Origin of the sequence: Planococcus chinensis (genome assembly GCF_042681545.1) — a bacterium.
Classification (GTDB): Bacteria; Bacillota; Bacilli; order Bacillales_A; family Planococcaceae; genus Planococcus; species Planococcus chinensis.
Window position 1 is genome coordinate 494,734 of record NZ_JBHUFW010000002.1, and the last position, 18,904, is coordinate 513,637.

Sequence of the window (18,904 nt, forward strand, 5' to 3'; positions counted from 1 at the left end):
GTGCTGGCCACGAGACTCCTGTGGGAGCAGCGAAGCGACTCGGGCTGAAGACCCTGGACTGAGCGAAGCGAATGTTTTTTCAATTTGCGACGAGTAATCGCAGGAGCAAGGGAAGCGGCTGAAGCCGAGCCCACGGAAAGCGAAGTGGCCAGCCCGGTCGGGCTTATACATCTCTATTCATTCAAGTTAGACTTTAACTACAGGCTGAGAGGCTTTCCGTGGGCGGAAAGCCTCTTTTTTGCAGCCTTAATGAGAAATTTGCTAAAAACGAAGAATGTTATTTGCGTTCAGCAAGTTTTATTTGCTTTTAAAAAGTTTTATTTGCTTTTAAAAAGTTTTATTTGCTTTTAAAAAAATTTATTTGCGTTCGCCAAAATTCGACTCCTTTTGCAATCGCAGAGGGGTGCTTTAGGATGGCAGAACGGAAATTTCACTTATATAAATTAAAAATTAATGGATAAATTTCCTATTATTGAAATTTAGCATATGCTTTTGGAATCATTTGTTAAAAAATCAGAAAATTCTTTCTCCCGCTATGCTATGCTTTTTTCATCTAAAGGAAAAGGGTGATGGGAAAGTGGAAAAGAAACAGTCGGTCAAGTGGGGAGTGCCTTTGCTGTTGGCAGCTGCACTCGTAATATCACCGGTGCAATTGAATGATGCCGGACAGTCGGCGGGAGCGGACGGCGAATACGCTGCTCTGGCGAATGACATCAACAAGATTTTGCAGGATGAGCGCATCAAAGGCGCCACCACAGGCGTAAGCATCCGGAAAGCGGATACGGGGGAATTGATCTATGACCATTTCGGGGATTCGCGTCTGACGCCGGCTTCCAATATGAAGCTGTTCAGCGGCATGGCAGCACTCGATACGCTGGGCGAAGACTACCGCTTCAGCACTGAAGTACATACGGATGGCCGCATCGACGGTGAAGTGCTCCAAGGGAATCTCTATTTGAAAGGAAAAGGCGATCCGACGCTTCTCCAAAAGGACTTCGAGGCATTCGCAGCAGAGCTGAAGAGCCAGGGAATCCATAAAGTGAAGGGCGACCTGGTCGGCGATGATACCTGGTACGACGATGAACGCCTGTCGGAAGACATTACTTGGAAAGACGAGCGCTATTATTACGGGGCTGAAGTTTCGGCATTGACGGCGTCGCCGAATGAAGATTATGATGCCGGCTCTGTCATCGTCGAAGTGAACCCGGGTGACGCAGCGGGTGCGGAGACAATAGTGACACTTGCACCGCATACGGATTATGTTAATGTCATCAACAATACGACAACAGTGGCAGCCGGAAGCAAGAAGACCGTTTCCATCATCCGCGCGCACGGTTCAAACGACATCATCATTGAAGGGGAAATGCCGCTTGGCGGATCGCGCTCTCGGGAGTGGATTGCAGTGACGGAACCATCGGGTTATGCACTCGACCTTTTCGAGAACGCATTGATTGCCGAAGGCATCCAATTGATCGGGAATTCAGAGCTGAAGATGGGCGCTGCGCCTGAAGGCACCACGCTGCTTGCGAAACGCCAGTCCATGCCGCTGCGGGAGCTTTACATCCCGTTCATGAAGCTCAGCAACAACGGCCACGCAGAAGTTCTTGTCAAAGAGATGGGGCGTGTGGTTTCAGATGAAGGCAGCTGGGAAGCAGGACTCGAAGTAGTGGAGGACGTAGCAGCCGACCTTGGTGTGGATACGGACACAATTTTGCTCCGCGACGGCTCCGGCATGTCGCACGTCAATATGGTTCCGGCAAATGAAATTTCAGCACTGCTGTATGGCGGACAAAAGGAAGAATGGCACGGCGCTTTCGTCAATTCGCTTCCTGTTGCTGGCGCGCCTGAGCGCTTTGTCGGCGGCACGCTCCGCAACCGCATGAAAAACAGTGCGGCTGCAGGCAACGTGTCGGCGAAGACCGGCTCGTTGACGGGCGTCTCTTCATTGTCCGGCTATGCGGAGACGGGCGACGGGGAAAAACTGATCTTCTCAATCGTCATCAATAATGACCTCGCTACCGTGACACCGGTGGAAGATGCGATTGCCACGGCGATTGCGAAATACGAAAAAGAATAAGCCCTTAGTTCCGGCGGCCGCTGCGCTTGCCGGAATTTTTCTTGGTTGGGCGGCATCTGCAAAGTTGAAAAGGGTTCTGGCAATTTCACGTTCAATTCTGTATGTTTAATATATTCAGTGAAAAATAGAGAACTGGGGGAAATGATTATGAAACCGATTATCGGAATCACTGCATCCAAAGAACTGGGGCGGGAAGAATATGCAATTGAAATGGCGGATACGGAAGCGATCCTGCAAGCTGGCGGCTTGCCGATCATGCTGCCGCATTTGCTGGAGGATAAGGATATCGACCAAATCGCCAACCGGATTGACGGGCTGTTTGCAGCAGGGGGATACGATATCGATCCGACATTGTTCGGCGAAGAGCCGCACCCGAATCTGGGCGTCATCATCCCATCGCGTGACGCATTCGAGCTTGCGCTGATCCGGAAAGTCCTGGAACTCGGCAAGCCGATCCTGGCTGTCTGCCGCGGCGCACAGATTCTGAACATCGCTATAGGCGGAGATATGTACCAGGACATCAATACACAAATGAAAGGGCCGCTATTGCAGCATAAGCAGCAAGCCCCTAAATCCCACGGATCGCATTTTGTGCATATTCCGGAAGGTTCACTGCTGCACCGCCTGACAGGCACCATGAAGCTGCGCGTCAACAGCCGCCACCATCAGGCCAACCGGCATGTGCCGGAAACCTACCTGGTGTGCGGGACTGCAAGCGACGGCGTGATTGAAGCGATCGAAAGCAAGAGCCACCAATTTGTCCTCGGCGTGCAATGGCATCCGGAAAACATGGCGATTGCCGGAGATGAACCTTCCCTCGGCATTTTCAAAGGATTTATCGAAGCGTGCACGGAAGAAGGGGATGAATAAATGCAGATCATCGATACGCATTGCGACGCGCTGTTGAAACTGCAGTTGGCCAAAAGAGGCGCTTTCTACAAGCAGGAGCCGCTCGATTTCTCCAGCGCTGAAGAAATCGAAACGAATTTCGCCCGGCTGCAGGCCGGCGGTGTAAAAGTGCAGTTTTTTGCGGTTTTCCTCTATCCGGACCTGCCCTCTGATGAAAAATGGCAGCATGCCCTGGAACAGGTGGATTTGTTCTATACCGAAATCATCGGCAAAAATCCGGCAATGAAGCACATCAAACGGTGGGAAGACATCGATGCACTGAATGACGGTGAGATTGGGGCGGTCTTGACGCTGGAAGGGGCGGATGCATTCGGCAACGATTTGATGAAGCTTCGCCAATTGTACCGGCTGGGCGTCCTGTCCATCGGCCTGACGTGGAACAATGCCAATCTCTGCGCAGACGGCGCCGGGGAGCCGAGAGGCGGAGGGCTGACGCTGCTCGGCAAAGATGTGGTCCGGCTCAACAACGAACACCGGGTGTTCACGGATGTTTCCCATTTGTCGGTGAAAGGCTTCTGGGACGTCATGGAACTTGCCGATTATCCCATTGCCAGCCATTCGAACGCCCGGGCGCTGCGCGACCATCCGAGAAACCTGGATGACGGCCAGGCGAAAGCGATGTTCCAAAAGGGAGGCATGATTGATGTGGTGTTCTGTCTGGACTTTATCAAAGCGGATCCGAAAGAAGTCGTCATTCCAGACCTGATCCGGCATATCGACCATTTCTGCAGCCTCGGCGGCGTCAAGCAAATCGGGATCGGTTCGGATTTCGACGGCATTTCTTCGCACATCAAAAATCTGGAAAATGCTTCGAAGTTCCAGAATTTGATCAATGAACTCCAAAAGCAGTTCTCGGAAGAGGAAGTCGAAGGCTTCGCATACCGGAACTTCCTGGACCACCGGCCGGGCATGCGGAAATAAGGAGGAATTCCATGGAAGAGAATCTGAAGGAGAAAGTGAAAGAAGTATTCGGGAAAAATGCGGAGGAGTATGTCAGCAGCCCGATTCACGCAAAAGGCGACGACCTTCCGCTGCTGGTCGACTGGCTCAAGCCGGAAGAGGGCTGGCTGGTGCTCGATATTGCGACCGGCGGCGGGCATGTGTCAAAGGCGCTCGCGCCGCATGCCGGCACCGTCATTTCTACCGATTTGACCGAAGAAATGCTCGAGAATACCGCAAGGCACTTGAAGCCTGAGCACAACAATATTTTCTATGTCATTGCGGATGCGGAAGACCTGCCGTTTTTAGCCGGCACGTTTGATGCAGCAGTATGCCGGATTGCGCCTCACCATTTCCCGCATCCGGAAGCTTTCGTGGCAGAAGCGGCCCGTGTGTTAAAGCCGGGCGGCAAATTCGTGCTCATCGACAACGTGGCGCCGGAAGACCCGGAGCTTGGCCGGTTCATGAACACGACGGAAAAGTTGCGGGACACAAGCCATGCGCGCTGCCTTCCGAAAAGCGAATGGCAAGCCCTGTTCAAGGAGAACGGCCTTTCAGAGCTGGCTGCACTGGACCGCAAAAAGACGTTCCAATTCCCTTCCTGGGCAGCACGCACCACAGAAAGCGAAGCGCAGAAGGAACGGGTGAAGCAGCATCTTTTAAGCGCGGACGAAAACACTGCGGCGTATTTCCAATTGATAACGCATGATGGGCATATCGAAAGCTTTGTCATCGATGAATGGATGGCATTATACGAAAAATAAAGCACCGGGCTGATCCTTGGGATCGGCCCGGTGCTTTCGTGTGCTGTTTTATTCTTCGTAGACTTGGGCTGGTGCATTTTTTGTGTGTTTCCGCTTATGCAGCACCGCATTGATTTCGGCGCCTATTACAAGGATCAGACCTGTAAGGAAGAACCAAAGCATCAGGACAATCAGTCCGCCAAGGCTGCCGTATGTAGCGGAATAACTTCCGAAATTCGCCACATAGAACGAGAAGCCGAGGGAGACGAGCTGCCACAATATAGTGGCGATCAATGCCCCGATAATGACTTCTTTGAACGGGAAACTCTTGTTTGGCGCAAACTTGTACAAGCACGCCAACACGATGCTCATGACCACAATCGAGATGACCCAGCGCAGAACCTGGAAGATGATTTCCGTTTGTTCAGGCAAGTTCAGGAATGAACTGATGGTATCGATGATGGCACCGCCGAAGATCGGAAGTACGAGTGCCACGATGACCGCCACTAGCATGAATAGCGTCAGGACGATCGCCATCCCTTTTTTGACGAAGAACGAGCGCGTCTCTTCCACACCATAGGCCTGGTTGGTCGCTTCGATAAATGCGCTCATCGCATTTGAAGCGGACCAAAGCGTCCCGAGAATACCGAATGTCAATAGGCCGCCTGATGGCGTCGTAACTACGCTGACAATCGTTTCCTCAAATGTGCTGGCAACTTCTCCCGGAAGGATGGTGCCGATAAAATCGACAGCCCGCTGCGGGTCGATCTGCAAATAAGGCAGGATTGATAATAACAGAATCAGTAAAGGAACAATCGCCAGCAGATAATAATAAGCTTGTGCAGCAGCAAGTGTCGTTGCGCTGTCTTTTTTGATTTCGCCAACAACTTCCTTGGCGTATGATGCAGCTTTGCTCATATACTCAACCTCCATAGTTAGACTTGGTTATTCTCTATATCCCCAAAATAGGGGGTGTTTAACCTTAAAAATTGAAAAGAGCGGCCATACTCATAGAGCGGCCTCTCTTTTCGGTGCGTTATTCCAAGGTTTTTGCCCCTACGATGTCCTTGAACAAGAGCGTTTCAATGCCGGAGCCGGTATCGAGGCGGAGCAGCCCATGCTGCAGGTCGATGGCCGCTACAATCCCTGAAAAGCTCCGGATTCCATCTTGCCAGATCCGGACTTCCACCGAGCATTGGCGCCTGTACGCCAGCCCGATTTCTTCATGCACCGCCTCCAGGTCGAATTCATTCAGCTCCGGCTTCACGTTATAGCGGTCTTCCTGCTGCCACTCCCGCAGCATCTGAACATGCTCCGGCAGCATCATCGCTGTCCATTTGATGCGCCCCCGATCCTTGATTTGCCCTTTTGTTTTCATGTGTTTATTCAGTTTCATTGCAAATCCCTCCCCTTCATATTTATTTATAGGAACATTTGTTCTCATTTTATAGAAGGGAAGAAGATTGGTCAAATCGAATCGGAAAAATGGAGCGCAAAAACAAAGGAATAGGCCTATCCAAATCTAATTGGATAGGCCTATTTCTCTTATTCGCGGATGATTTCCAGTGCCACTTTGACGATATGGTGATTTTCCATTTCAAGAATGGTCCAGCGATGCCCTTCTTTTGTGACGATATCGCCCGTTTCCGCTTCGATCAGCTGATGCTGGACCCAGCCGGCAATCGTATCGATGTCGTCGCTGTCTTCGAACTCCAAATTAAAGCGTTCTTCCAGATCCTTCAGCAGCACACGGCCGTTGAGGATATAGTGGTCATCGCTTTCTTTTATAATTTCAGCTTCTTCTTCATCATCAAATTCATCGCGGATTTCGCCGACGATTTCCTCCAAGATATCCTCCATCGTGATGATGCCGGAAGTGCCTCCGTATTCATCAATCACCAAAGCGATGTGGGTGCGGTCTTTCTGCATCTTCATGAGCGCCGTCTGGAGCGGGGTCGTCTCATGGAAGTAAGGCAAGTCGTGGATTAGGTCGCGCATCTGCACATACCCCTCCATGGCGTAATGGGTCAGCACTTCCTTGGCGTTGATAAAGCCGATCAAATCGTCCTTGTCGCCGTTGTTGGCAATCGGATAGCGCGTATAGCGGTGTTCGCGGAGTTCTCCCAGCAAATCGTCGCTGCTCAGGTCCTGAGGGAAGGCGATGATCTGGGTGCGCGGCACCATGACATCTTTGGCGCTCCGTTCGTCGAATGCAAAAATGTTCTGCATGAACGACAATTCGGTTTGATTGATTTCGCCGCTTTGGAAGCTTTGGGCCATGATGATCTTCAATTCATCCTCCGAATGGGCCTGCTCTTCTGAAGCCGGCTGCACGCCGAAAGCGCGCAGGATGATGCGGGCGGACCCGTTCAGGATATAGATGAACGGTGCCATGATCTTGCCGAACCAATAGAGCGGCGGCGTCAAAAGGAGTGTCATGCGTTCGGCAAACTGGAGCGCCAGCGATTTCGGCGCCATTTCACCCACGACCACATGAAGGAATGTCACGAGCGAGAAGGCAAGGACGAACGAAACGATCGTCGACGCGGAAGACGGTACGCCCAGCATGTCGAACAAAGGATGCAGGAGCCGCTCGACTGTCGGTTCGCCGAGCCAGCCGAGGCCGAGCGCCGTGACCGTGATGCCGAGCTGGCAGGCGGACAGGTAGTAATCCAGGTCGCCGACCACTTTTTTGACCAGGACGGCTTTTTTATTGCCTTCTTCGATCAATTGGTCGATGCGCGACATGCGCACTTTGACAACGGCGAATTCTGCGCCGACGAAAAAAGCGGTCAACGCGATTAATAAGATGAGTAAAGCTAAATTCAATAAGAGTATGGGGTCCAATAAATTCCCTTAAATAAGGGATTCACCTCCGGGTTTTTTTGGTATTATTATAAATTTACCATAAATTATGCCTAAAACATATAACAAGCTCTTGTCAGTCGGCGAGCACTTGCCGGGTGATTTCCCGGATATCGGTGATCGAATCTTCGTTCATGACGTCTTCGAGGATTTCATCGCGGAAATAGGTGACGCTTGCCTTGAGTGGAATGGCGAGCAGCTTTTTCAGGGCGATGCGGTACATGGCGACGAATTCCTTGTCGGAATTGCCCCGCTTTAATTCGGCAAAGGACTCATAGAACTGGTCGAGCTTATCGGCCATTTCAAGCAGCCGCCCTTCCGTCGTAGCATCTTTGCCTTCTTTCATCCGGTCGAAAAAGACGTCATGGAATTCCTCGGGGATCTCCCGGTAAATGAACTTCTCCATCATTCCTTCTTCGACGCGGGCGATCATCTCTTTCAATTCAGGGGAGGAATGCTTGACCGGCGTTTTGATGTCGCCGATGAAAACCTCCGCAAAGTCATGGTTAATGGTTTTTTCATATAGTGATTTCCAATCGACTTTCTTGCCGGCCCTTTCTTCGATCGTTGCGAAGAACATGGCGTATTGGCTGACCTTCCATGAATGGGCAGCGACATTGTGTTCTTCGAATTTAAATCTTCCCGGCGCGCGGATAATCCGCTCCAAATCATTCAATGAGGTGAAAAACTTATGAATTCCCAAATCCCTCGACTCCTTTGTTAATATTTCTCTACCCTCATCATACCCATTTTTGCGTATAATTAAAGGCGGACCAAGAAAAAAGGAGAACGTGCATCATGACTGGAAAAACTCACATCACTGGCGGCATTGCAGCAAGCCTTGCATTTGCCCAAATCACCAACTATGACCCGGTCATCTTGCTGTGCGCAGGGACCATCGGCGCATTGTTGCCGGATATCTGCCATGGGGGAAGCAAGATGGGCAGATCGTTTCCGGTGTTATCCAAAATCATCAATACGCTGTTCGGGCACCGGACGTTCACCCATAGCCTGCTGTTCCTTCTGCTGGCCGGCGTCCTGCTGAATGCCCTTTCGGTAAACGAAGCAGCGTCTGCAGGCCTTCTGGTCGGGATGGCAAGCCATTTGATCCTGGACATGGCGACCAAAAACGGCATCAAATTGTTCTTCCCGCTTCGGGTGACCGTGCGTTTTCCGGTGACTGCCACAACCGGCGGCTTATCAGAATACGCTGTCTTTGCCGTGCTTTCTGTGCTGGCGGTCTATTATGGCTACAGCGCCTTCTCCATCTATTTTTAAAAATAGTCCCGTGTTTTGTTTCTGCAGAGTGGGGAATAGCTTCCACTATAGAGTCTTTTAAGGAGGCGAAAACGATGGGAAAAGATGATTTTTCTAATCGCCGGAATTCTTCCCCACAGCAAAACCGCAGGGAGCGGGAAGAGTTCGAAGGCATCCAGCAGGAGTCGCAGGAAGACGGGATCGAGATGGAACATGACAGCGCCCACAGCAATTTGGGCATCGGCGATGAACAGAACACAATCAGGGAAAAAGAAGAAGAATAAAAAAAACGCCGCCTCAGCGAGAAGCCGAGGCGGCATTTTTCAACTTGTTGAGAAAAGTATTAATTTTATTTCTTTTAAAATGAGAAGCCGATATTCCGCAAAACAGCTACGCTTACCAAAACCCGTGCTCCTGCATCGCTTCGCTAGCTTCGTCGCTACGCTGCTCCCGCAGGCAAGTAGCGGCCAAACAGCATTTGGCCGGTACTTTGCGACGAAGCGCGTAGCGCTGCAACGATTTTTCATGTCCCGAAGCTAGCGCAGCGATGCAGGGACAGGAGCAGCGTCCTTTCATGTTTCGAAGCTAGCGAAGCGATGCAGAAACAGTACGGTTTTCTCCGCTGTTTTGCTCCAAACCTAAGAGAAGCTAATGAACCAAGAGAATATTAAGTACCTCTCTCTTCTAGAGAGTTTATCCAGCGCCGGCGCGTCCGTGGGCTGGGCGAAGCTATGAGACGAGTGCCTTTCTCGGCTCATGGCGGAAGCCATGCTCCAAGCGACCGAAGCGGTGTAAACAGTTCATTTCTTTTATGAACTCACTTTCTAGAAAGTTTCTCGACAGCCAAAAAAATGCCGCCTCAGCGAGAAGCCGAGGCGGCATTTTTCCGGTAAATGGACAATCCTGCCAAGTAGAGGACGGGGAGGAGAGCGGTCGTGAGCACCAGCCCTGTCCATCCGCCGGCGCCCCATAGCGGGCTGAGCAGCGAGCTGCCGGCAGCGACACCGATATAATAGGCAACCAGATACAGGCTGGAGGCGCTGCCTTTATGGTGCTCTGCCTGCTGGCTGACAGAAGCCGCAGTCAGCGAGTGGGCGATGAAAAATCCGAGGCAGGCTGTGCAAAGCCCGGCGGCGATCAGCCAAACAGAAGAACTCAGCGTCAGCAGGATGCCGGCCGATAGGATAAACACGCCTGCCCGCCGGACCGGGCGCAGGCCGAACCTTTCAGCTGCACGTCCGGCAAGCGGCGAGCCGATAATGCCGATGCCGTAGGCGAAAAAGAAATAGGAAATCGTCTGAAGGCGCAGCGAATACGGCGGCGCCTCCAGGTGGAACGGCAAGTAGGTCCAGACGCCTGTGAAGGAAATCTGGAGAATGGCGCCGAGCCCGAAGACTACAAGCAATGCCGGGTTTTTCAAGTGGTAAAAGAAGCCGGTCAGGTCCTTTTGGAAACTGGCATTCGACGGCTCGAAACGGCGGGATTTCGGGAGCAGCATGTAAACGGCGCCGAACAACAGCAGCCCGGCAACGCCGAATACGAAGAACGTAACCTGCCAGGAAAAATGGTCCGTCAAATAGCCGGAGAGCACGCGGCCGGCCATTCCGCCGAGCGCATTGCTGGATATGTAGAGAGCTGTGGCAAAGCCGATATTCTTCCGGTCGATCTCCTCGCTGATGTAGGCGAGCGCAGCTGCCGGAACACCGGCAAGGGCAAACCCTTGGATGAAACGAAGCACCAGCAGCCATGTGAACGATTCGAAAAGCGGAATCAGAAAAAAAGGAAGTGCCGAGCCGAGCAGAGAATAGATGATGTAGGATCTTCTGCCGTTGCGGTCGGAAAAAAAGCCGAGGACGACCAATCCGATGATCAGTCCGATAATCGCCAGCGACAGCGACAGGCTCGACGCCGAAACGGACACTCCGAATTCAGAGACGAACAGGGGCAGCAGCGGCTGGACGGCATACAGATTAGAAAATATAAAAAGCGAAGCAAGCAGCAAACTGAAGATGATCTTCCAAAACGCACGGTCTTTGGAAGTATAGGGTCTCGGCTCCATGGGGTCACTTCCGTTCTCGTTTTATTACCCATAGTCTACCACTAAACTGGAAAAACCGTCTCCGGGCTGGAATGGGAAAAGAAAAAAGCATGAAAAAACCCGCAATCAATCCATTGCGGGCCGGTTCTATATTTTATTGAAAAAAGAGACGATCTGTTTTTTTGATGGTTCTTGAAGCCGGTAACGCAGTTCTTTGTTCTGCGTATTCACCAAATGGTACGCCGGGTTTTCAGCAACCGTGAACTTCCAATGCGGCTTGGTGTTTTTCTTTTTGATCTGAAGCTCAGGCGGCATCATTTTTTCTTTGAAACTTTCGAGTTTGGCCATCAAAAAGGTATCCATATACCGTACGATCAAAAAGCCTTGCTGACGCTCCGGGTCGAATTTCGCCAAACTGAATTCACTGATATCGAAACCTTTTTCATACCGTTGGACTGATGGAGACAGGACAAAACAATCTTCACTCGTGAATACCGAAGAGTTGCCTTGCTGTTTCAGCCCTAATTCATCTACCAGGAAATCCTTGTTAACCAGACTCATTTCTCGTGCAGTAGCCATGTAATTCCTCCTTGTAAAGCTCTTTGTTCTTTAAGTATACCATTCTTTCCGCAAAAATGGGGGAATGGCGGACCAGAGGGCTAAAGGGCTATAAGGCTGAAGAGAAGATAAAGTGAAAGGAGGGCCATTTATGGAAACAATCGGCTTGATCGGCGGCATGAGCTGGGAATCGTCCGCCGAGTATTACCGCATTTTGAATGAGGAAGCCAAGCGGCAGCTTGGCGGCTTGCATTCGGCAAAATGCATCTTGTACAGCCTGGATTTTGAAGAGATTGAAGCCTTGCAGGCCCAGGGGAAATGGCAGGAAGCCGGAGAGGTGCTTGGGGCAGCTGCCGCGTCGCTCGAACGGGCAGGGGCTGATTTCATTGTCATCTGCACGAATACGATGCACAAAGCAGCGGGAGCCGTTGAACAAAATATCGGGATTCCCCTTTTGCACATTGGAGATGCCACCGCAGTGAAAGTGAAAAGCGCTGGCATCCGAAAAATAGGGCTTTTGGGAACCCGCTATACTATGGAGATGGATTTCTACAAGTCGCGGCTCAAGGCACACGGGCTGGAAGTCGTAATCCCGGAAGAAAGCGAAAGGCAGGAAATCAACCGGATCATCTTTGAAGAATTATGCCTGGGCGAAATCAGGGAGACATCGAAAGCGTTCTGCTTAAAAGCTATCAGCAAGTTGGAAAAGAGCGGGGCAGAAGGCGTAATCCTTGGCTGTACGGAAATCGGCTTGCTGGTCAAATCGGAAGATACGGACGCCCTGCTCTTTGATACGACAGCTATCCACGCCTTGGCTGCCATGGAAAAAGCGCTGGGCAAATAACGGACTATAGTTCGAAAATTCTGTTATATTATATCTAAGGAACTTTAAAGAGGAGGTGACCGATATGTGCGGCAGGTACTCGTTATATGCGGATTACCGGACGCTACTCGACCGCTTCGGCATCGAGGAAAGTTCAATCGAAGAAACGGATTACACAGCCAGCTATAATATAGCGCCTTCCCAGGAAGTGCTGGCAGTCGTGAACGATGGAACAAAAAACAGGCTTGGCTTTCTGAAATGGGGGCTGATTCCGCCATGGGCGAAAGATGCGAAAATCGGCTATAAGATGATCAATGCAAGGGCGGAGACCGCAGCGGAAAAACCGAGCTTTCGCCACGCCTTCAAGAAAAAACGCTGCATTATTCTGGCGGATTCCTTTTATGAATGGCAGAGGACAGATGAAGGGAAAATCCCCATGCTCGTTAAACTGAAATCGGGGGAACCGTTCGCTTTTGCGGGGCTGTGGGAATCCTGGAAGTCGCCGGATGGAAAAACGGTCAACACTTGCACAATTTTGACGACCGGAGCAAACGAATTGATGGGGACGATCCACGACCGGATGCCCGTCGTCTTATCAAAAGAAGGAGAGAAAATTTGGCTTGACCCTCGCATTGAAGACCCGGAAGTTCTTGGGAAGTTGCTGAAGCCGTTTGATTCCAATGAAATGGAAGCTTATGAAGTATCGGATGCTGTCAATTCGCCAAAGCATAATGGACCGGAACTGATCAAGAAAGTGGGATGACAGGGGGGATTCCAGATGAAAAGCGGCTTGGTCTTGGAAGGGGGAGGCATGCGCGGCGTCTACACCGGCGGCGTACTTGAAAAGCTGCTCGAAGAAAAACTGTTTGTTGATTATATCGTCGGGGTGTCTGCAGGGGCGTGCAATGCTTCTTCATACGTATCGCGGCAGAACGGGCGAAACCACAAAGTGACCATCGGCTATGTCCATCATCCAGATTATATTTCGGTAAAGAACCTTTTGCTGAAGCGCGAGCTCTTCGGCATGAACTTGATTTTTGATGAGATACCGAACTTGCTGGAGCCGTTCGATTATTCGAATTTTCATGACGCCACTGAAGAATTTTTCGTCGGCACGACAGATTGCATGACCGGGGAAGCCGTGTATTTTGAAAAACATGGCCATACAGAAAACTTTTTGACCATCGTCCGTGCATCCAGTTCCATTCCGCTGATGGCGCAGCCGGTCGAATATCATGGGCGTCTGCTGATGGATGGGGGGCTGGCGGATCCCTTGCCGATCCGTAAAGCGCTCTCGGACGGGGTGACCAAACCGATCATCATCTTGACGAAGGAAAAAGGGTACCGCAAAAAAAGGAATTCCTTCGCCCGAATCGTGCCAGCCTTTTACCGGCAATTTCCCGGAATTATCGCGAGCCTGGAAAATTGGGCGGACCGTTATAACGAGACGATGGAAATGATTGAAGGGCTGGAAGAGGAAGGGAAAGTGCTGGTGATCCAGCCTTCTGCACATTTCAAGGTGAACGGTATGGAGCGGGACCCGAAAAAACTTACGCAACTCTATAACCAGGGTTATCAGGACGTAGGGTTCAAGATGGAAGATATTCGCCGATTTATCGAAAAGTGATGGCCGAACATCCAGAAGAAGCTGCCGAATGCCGGCAGTTTCTTTTTATTTTGGACAAAGCTTGGCGCCTGCAATAGATGGAATTATGCTACTATTTGATTGAGGTGCATGCACATGATTATTGCTTTGAACCACCGCCTGGAAAAAACAGCGAAAGAAATCCGGAAAATCCAGCAATCCGCTTATCGGATCGAAGCTGAACTGATGGGATTTGACGGAATACCGCAATTGAACGAGTCGGTGCTGGAAATTCAGAACGCGGACGAAATCTTCCTTGGCCACACCGGAAATCCGCTAAAAGGATTCCTTTCCTATAAAGAAATAGGCCACTTGATTGACATCCACCGGCTGGCTGTCGCACCGGAGTACTTCCGGCAAGGCATCGCTTCAGATTTATTGGAAGGCCTTTTCCGGCAATTTGAGGGGCGGGATTTTTTAGTGAGTACCGGAGCGGCAAATGAACCTGCGAAAAAACTGTACCGGAAATATGGATTTGAAGAGCTGCGGGTATTCGAACCGGAACCGGGGATATGGTGTGCAGAGTTTATGAAAAGTAGATAATAAGAATCATTTGATTCCGATATGGCGTATTTTATAAATTTTTACTTTCAAAACGTAATCAAAAGTCATATAATCATAATCATAAATATAGTTTCGAGGTGTTGGGATGAAAATGGATGAAACAGATAAAAGGATATTGGAGTTGCTGACGGTCAACGGGCGGCTGTCCTATGTCGACATCGGCAAAGAGTTGAATCTTTCGCGTGTGGCTGTCCGGGAACGGGTCCATCAGCTGACAGAAGCCGGCGTGATCGAAAAGTTCACTGTGGTGATCAACAGCGAAAAAGTAGGGAAGAAAGTATCCGGATTTTTTGAAGTGGATTGCGAACCGTCTTCCCTGGTAGAAGTGGCGGAAGCATTAGCGGACAACCCAAGTGTGGCGAGCTGCTATCAGATGACAGGGCCATCGACGCTCCATATGCATGTTTTGGTGGATGACTTCACCGATTTGGAAAAGTTCATCAATGAAGAATTATATGCCCTAGAAGGGATCACCCGGGTAGAGAGCCACATCCTATTGCGGCGCTTCAAGAGCCGTGCGGGACTGAAGCTTTGAAAGCCTGCAGCATGACGCTGCAGGCTTTTCAGGTTGTTGAGAAAATGTCTAAAGATAAGTTAATAAACAAAATAAACTTCTTATTTTACTTCGGCGCTTTGGGCAGAAAAAGACGATTGCTTCGTCGCAAAGCTATCGGCCGAACTACCTTTGGCCAATAGCTTCGCAGCTGTTTTGGAGAATATCGTTTAAGAAACAAGTGTTTTATATCTTTCCAATAATTTAAAGCTTGCAGCATGACGCTGTAGGCTTTTTCTTTTTGTCTTCCGAAATATTGGTAATTGGAAGAACCAGGGGTTTCGAAAAGAACGCTTATACATTTAAAAATAGACAAAAAGAAAGAGGAAGTCCCTTTTTTCTAGTTTTTTGTATCGCTAAAGTAAGAGAATAGTACTTTTTTGAAAATTCATGTAGCTTTTTGGAATTGGATGTTCTATAATCAGATTTATTAAAAAGTTTTCATTTGTTAATCTATTTAAAGTTTTCTCTTAACAAATGATAAAGGGGGAGGAAAAATGGTTGCTTTAATTATCCGCCGGATCTTCCAATTGGCTTTTCTGCTATTCGGAATATCGTTTCTGGTTTTCTCTTCGATGTATATAGCGCCCGGAAATCCGGCAGCTATAATCGGAGGGCCCACGGCAACTGCATCCGACATCGCAGCAATCGAAGCGAATCTGGGTTTGGACGATCCGTTTCTTACACAGTATGTCCGTTATGTCTCCAATGCCGTACAGGGAGATTTCGGCTATTCGTACCAGACATCCCAGCCGGTAGCTGAAGCCATCGCAGTGCGGTTTCCAAATACATTGAAGCTGGCCATTGCAAGCATGGTGGTCGCCGTCATCATCGGAATCATTACCGGGCTGATATCCGCACTGCGGCAGAATTCCTGGCTGGATGCTTCGGCTACGACATTCGCCTTAGCCGGCATTTCCATCCCGAACTTCTGGCTAGGCGCATTGCTGATCCTGATTTTCGCGGTCAATCTTCAATGGCTGCCGGTCGGCGGCCTGTCGAGTCCCTTCTATACAATTGAAGGAATCAAGCAATTGATCCTGCCGGCAATCACACTCGGGACCGGTTCTGCTGCCATGATTGCCCGAATGACCCGCTCCTCGATGCTTGAAGTCATCCGCGCCGATTATGTACGGACCGCACGCGCCAAAGGCGTCAAAGAAAGAGATGTAATCTGGATCCATACATTGAAAAATGCGATGATCCCAATCATCACTGTAATCGGTTTGAACTTCGGCTTTCTTCTCGGCGGCACGATCATCACGGAAAAAGTGTTTGCGATCAACGGCGTCGGCCGTTTGATGATCGATGCGATTGCAGCACGCGATTTTCCGATGGTTCAAGGGTCGGTCCTGCTCGTCGCGACTTTGTTCGTCGTCGTCAACTTGCTGGTCGACATCATCTACACCTATATTGATCCGCGGATCAAATACGATTAAAAAGGGGGGAACCTAATGGCAACCGCTGAAACAGTTACAGTAAAAGAAAAAAAGCGCGAAAAATATTACGTCACGACGATTCGGCGCTTGTTCAAAAACAAGCTGGCAGTAGCCGGGCTGATCATCGTCATCCTGCAAATACTGATGGCGATATTCGCGCCGATGATCACGATACACGATCCGATCAAGCAGAACTTGGCCAGCAGCGAGCTGCCGGTCTTCAGCGAAGGGCATTGGCTCGGAACTGACAATTACGGGCGGGACGTTTGGAGCCGCATCGTATACGGCGCAAGGATTTCCTTGGTCGTTGGGATTGTAGCAGTTTCGCTGGGCTTGATAGGCGGAGTGGTCCTCGGAATGCTTGCAGGGTTCTATCCGAAACTGGATGCCGTCATCATGCGCATCGTTGATTTGCTGTTCTCGTTCCCAGGCATTCTGCTTGCGATGCTGATCATCGCAATCCTTGGAACGAGCTTGGTGAACGTGGCAATCGCCATCAGCATCTGGTCGATTCCGACCTGTGCCCGCATTGTCAGGGGCTCGGTCCTCTCGATCAAGGAAAAAGAGTACATCATGGCGATGCGCTCGATGGGGGCATCCGACCTGCGGATCATGGCACGCCATATTCTGCCGAATGCCACTGCACCCATCATTGTTTTTGCGACAATGCGGATGGCGACGGCCATTCTTTCGACAGCTTCACTCAGCTATCTTGGGCTTGGCGCACAGCCGCCGACGCCGGAGTGGGGAGCAATGATTTCCCAGGGGCAAGATTTCATGTGGTCGTCTCCGCATTTGACGATCGTCCCTGGTATAGCCATCATGCTGACGGTTTTTGCATTCAACGTCCTGGGTGATGGCTTGCGCGACGCGCTTGACCCGAACATGGATTTACAACAATAAACTAATAACCTATTGGAGGAATTTAAATGAAAAAACACTGGCTGCTTTTATTGACACTGATCGGCGTACTGATTTTAAGCGCATGTTCCGGCGGAAGCACGATTCCGGAAGGCGAGCAAGGCTCGGATTCAAATGCTGAACCTTCTGCAAGCAGCGGAGAAAATGAAATCATTTATGCCTCCACATCGGATGCAGTCGGATTATCTCCGACGATGACGAATGACTCCGTTTCTTCAAACGTTATGACACAGATTTACGAAAACTTGTTTGAGCGCAATCCCGAAACTATGGAATTGGAGCCTAAACTCGCTGAATCCTATGAAAACACGGATGAACTGACATGGGTCATCAAATTGAAAGAAGGCATCAAATTCCAGGATGGCACCCCTTTCAATGCTGAAGCGGTAAAATACTCATTCGACAAATTGCGCGACCCGGCAACCGGCGCACCGCGTGCTTCTCTTTTAGAGCCGGTCGATACAGTTACGGCAGTTGATGAAACAACAGTGGAAATTAAAACAAAATACCCGTACGGACCATTGCTTGCAGCTCTTTCCCACTCAAACGCAGCAATCATCAGTCCGACAGCTGACGAAAAGCAGGATTTGATGCAGAACCCGGTAGGCACAGGACCATTCAAATTTGTAAGCTGGGAACAAGGAAACCAGATCGTGCTTGAAAAGAATGCAGATTACTGGGATGGCGAAGTCGGCTTGGACAAAGTGACATTCAAAATCGTCCCTGAAATTTCAACAGCGATTTCCATGCTTCAGACAGGTGAAGTATCTTTCCTTGATGCATTGCCGCCAGAGCAGATTTCACGCATCGAAGGACTTGAAAATGTAGAAGTGACAAAGCAGGAAGGAACGCCAGTTTACTACTTGACGTTCAACCATTCACAAGAGCGCAACCAAAACCCTGATTTCCGCAAAGCGGTTGCGAGTGCAATCGACCGTGATGCATTCGTAGAGAAATTGAACGGCTTGGGCGTGAGAAGCGACAGCGTCCTTGGACCGAAAGTATTCGGCTATAACGAAGAGGCAGACAAAGCGGGTACGCCGTACGATCCGGAATTGGCGAAGCAACTGGTTGAAGAAAATGGATTCGGCGATGAGCCGATCAAATTGCTTGCTGCAAACCGCGACAACTTTGTCCTGATGGCTGAGATTGTCCAGTCGCAATTAACAGAAGCTGGCTTCAACGTTGAAATCGAAATGATGGAATGGGCGACATTCCTTGATACAGCCCGCAGCGGCCAATACGACCTGACGTTCCTGAGCTGGTCGAACGTAACAAGCGATGGTTCTGAAATGCTGTACCCGAACTTCCATTCCGACAACGTCGGCAACTCGAACCGCGCGCAATACAGCGATGCTGAATTCGACAAATTGGTGGAAGCATCCCGTACAACAGTTGATCAGGCAGAACGCGAGAAGCATTTGCACGATGCAAACATGTACATGCTGAACAATGACGTAGCGGTAGTGATGTACCACGGATTGGTGACATCTGCAACAGACAACTCGATCAAAGGCTTGAAAATCGATCCGAACGGCCAATGGAGCTTGAAAGACGTAACAAGAGAGTAGGG

General features: G+C 50.2%; 20 protein-coding genes. 14 read left to right on the top strand and 6 right to left on the bottom strand.

Annotation, left to right across the window (positions count from 1 at the left end):
- Positions 1–535: 535 nt before the first annotated feature.
- The 4 genes from dacB (at position 536) to ACFSDB_RS02340 (ending at position 4,689) form a co-directional block, all read left to right on the top strand.
- Positions 536–2,077 carry a D-alanyl-D-alanine carboxypeptidase/D-alanyl-D-alanine endopeptidase gene (gene dacB, locus ACFSDB_RS02325; RefSeq protein ID WP_204891217.1) on the top strand — a complete coding sequence of 514 codons (1,542 nt, stop codon included), beginning with the start codon at positions 536–538 and terminating at the stop codon, positions 2,075–2,077.
- 147 nt (positions 2,078–2,224) lie between these two features.
- Positions 2,225–2,947: a gamma-glutamyl-gamma-aminobutyrate hydrolase family protein gene (locus ACFSDB_RS02330; RefSeq protein ID WP_204891216.1), complete on the top strand. Its 723-nt coding sequence runs from the start codon at positions 2,225–2,227 to the stop codon at positions 2,945–2,947.
- On the top strand, positions 2,948–3,907 hold the full coding sequence (locus ACFSDB_RS02335; protein ID WP_204891215.1) for a dipeptidase: 960 nt from the start codon (positions 2,948–2,950) through the stop codon (positions 3,905–3,907).
- A gap of 11 nt (positions 3,908–3,918) precedes the next feature.
- Positions 3,919–4,689, top strand: coding sequence for a class I SAM-dependent methyltransferase (locus ACFSDB_RS02340; RefSeq protein WP_204891214.1), 771 nt, complete (start codon positions 3,919–3,921; stop codon positions 4,687–4,689).
- A gap of 48 nt (positions 4,690–4,737) precedes the next feature.
- On the opposite strand, the gene ACFSDB_RS02345 is transcribed toward ACFSDB_RS02340, so the two are convergent.
- From ACFSDB_RS02345 to ACFSDB_RS02360, 4 genes are all read right to left on the bottom strand, one after another.
- Positions 4,738–5,586, bottom strand: a complete 849-nt coding sequence (locus ACFSDB_RS02345) for a YihY/virulence factor BrkB family protein (RefSeq protein WP_204891213.1) — start codon at positions 5,584–5,586, stop codon at positions 4,738–4,740.
- A 118-nt stretch (positions 5,587–5,704) separates the two neighbouring features.
- Positions 5,705–6,064: a YolD-like family protein gene (locus ACFSDB_RS02350; protein WP_204891212.1), complete on the bottom strand. Its 360-nt coding sequence runs from the start codon at positions 6,062–6,064 to the stop codon at positions 5,705–5,707.
- Between the two features lie 149 nt (positions 6,065–6,213).
- Positions 6,214–7,497 (bottom strand): hemolysin family protein, encoded by a 1,284-nt coding sequence (locus ACFSDB_RS02355; protein ID WP_204891211.1) that lies wholly within the window; start codon positions 7,495–7,497, stop codon positions 6,214–6,216.
- A gap of 112 nt (positions 7,498–7,609) precedes the next feature.
- On the bottom strand, positions 7,610–8,236 hold the full coding sequence (locus ACFSDB_RS02360) for a YfbR-like 5'-deoxynucleotidase (RefSeq protein ID WP_204891210.1): 627 nt from the start codon (positions 8,234–8,236) through the stop codon (positions 7,610–7,612).
- Positions 8,237–8,331: 95 nt separating this feature from the next.
- Here ACFSDB_RS02360 and ACFSDB_RS02365 point away from each other — a divergent pair, with 95 nt between their 5' ends.
- Both ACFSDB_RS02365 and ACFSDB_RS02370 read left to right on the top strand, forming a co-directional pair.
- Positions 8,332–8,811: a metal-dependent hydrolase gene (locus ACFSDB_RS02365; protein ID WP_204891209.1), complete on the top strand. Its 480-nt coding sequence runs from the start codon at positions 8,332–8,334 to the stop codon at positions 8,809–8,811.
- Between the two features lie 74 nt (positions 8,812–8,885).
- Complete coding sequence (locus tag ACFSDB_RS02370; protein ID WP_204891208.1) at positions 8,886–9,074, top strand: hypothetical protein; 189 nt, start codon at positions 8,886–8,888, stop codon at positions 9,072–9,074.
- A 575-nt stretch (positions 9,075–9,649) separates the two neighbouring features.
- On the opposite strand, the gene ACFSDB_RS02375 is transcribed toward ACFSDB_RS02370, so the two are convergent.
- Together ACFSDB_RS02375 and ACFSDB_RS02380 are read right to left on the bottom strand one after the other, a co-directional pair.
- On the bottom strand, positions 9,650–10,849 hold the full coding sequence (locus ACFSDB_RS02375) for an MFS transporter (RefSeq protein ID WP_204891207.1): 1,200 nt from the start codon (positions 10,847–10,849) through the stop codon (positions 9,650–9,652).
- Positions 10,850–10,975: 126 nt separating this feature from the next.
- Positions 10,976–11,407: a hypothetical protein gene (locus ACFSDB_RS02380; protein WP_204891206.1), complete on the bottom strand. Its 432-nt coding sequence runs from the start codon at positions 11,405–11,407 to the stop codon at positions 10,976–10,978.
- 130 nt (positions 11,408–11,537) lie between these two features.
- Here ACFSDB_RS02380 and ACFSDB_RS02385 point away from each other — a divergent pair, with 130 nt between their 5' ends.
- From ACFSDB_RS02385 to ACFSDB_RS02420, 8 genes are all read left to right on the top strand, one after another.
- Positions 11,538–12,230 (top strand): aspartate/glutamate racemase family protein, encoded by a 693-nt coding sequence (locus ACFSDB_RS02385; RefSeq protein WP_204891205.1) that lies wholly within the window; start codon positions 11,538–11,540, stop codon positions 12,228–12,230.
- A gap of 64 nt (positions 12,231–12,294) precedes the next feature.
- Positions 12,295–12,972 (top strand): SOS response-associated peptidase, encoded by a 678-nt coding sequence (locus ACFSDB_RS02390; RefSeq protein WP_204891204.1) that lies wholly within the window; start codon positions 12,295–12,297, stop codon positions 12,970–12,972.
- A gap of 15 nt (positions 12,973–12,987) precedes the next feature.
- Positions 12,988–13,836 carry a patatin-like phospholipase family protein gene (locus ACFSDB_RS02395; protein ID WP_204891203.1) on the top strand — a complete coding sequence of 283 codons (849 nt, stop codon included), beginning with the start codon at positions 12,988–12,990 and terminating at the stop codon, positions 13,834–13,836.
- A gap of 114 nt (positions 13,837–13,950) precedes the next feature.
- Positions 13,951–14,397: a GNAT family N-acetyltransferase gene (locus ACFSDB_RS02400; RefSeq protein WP_204891202.1), complete on the top strand. Its 447-nt coding sequence runs from the start codon at positions 13,951–13,953 to the stop codon at positions 14,395–14,397.
- 106 nt (positions 14,398–14,503) lie between these two features.
- Positions 14,504–14,953, top strand: a complete 450-nt coding sequence (locus ACFSDB_RS02405) for an Lrp/AsnC family transcriptional regulator (protein ID WP_204891201.1) — start codon at positions 14,504–14,506, stop codon at positions 14,951–14,953.
- A gap of 515 nt (positions 14,954–15,468) precedes the next feature.
- The gene (gene nikB / locus ACFSDB_RS02410) at positions 15,469–16,410 is read left to right on the top strand and encodes a nickel ABC transporter permease (RefSeq protein ID WP_204891200.1); all 942 of its coding nucleotides are present in this window, start codon (positions 15,469–15,471) and stop codon (positions 16,408–16,410) included.
- 15 nt (positions 16,411–16,425) lie between these two features.
- Complete coding sequence (locus tag ACFSDB_RS02415) at positions 16,426–17,313, top strand: ABC transporter permease (protein WP_204891199.1); 888 nt, start codon at positions 16,426–16,428, stop codon at positions 17,311–17,313.
- A 26-nt stretch (positions 17,314–17,339) separates the two neighbouring features.
- Complete coding sequence (locus tag ACFSDB_RS02420) at positions 17,340–18,902, top strand: ABC transporter substrate-binding protein (protein WP_204891198.1); 1,563 nt, start codon at positions 17,340–17,342, stop codon at positions 18,900–18,902.
- The last annotated feature ends 2 nt before the right edge of the window (positions 18,903–18,904 follow it).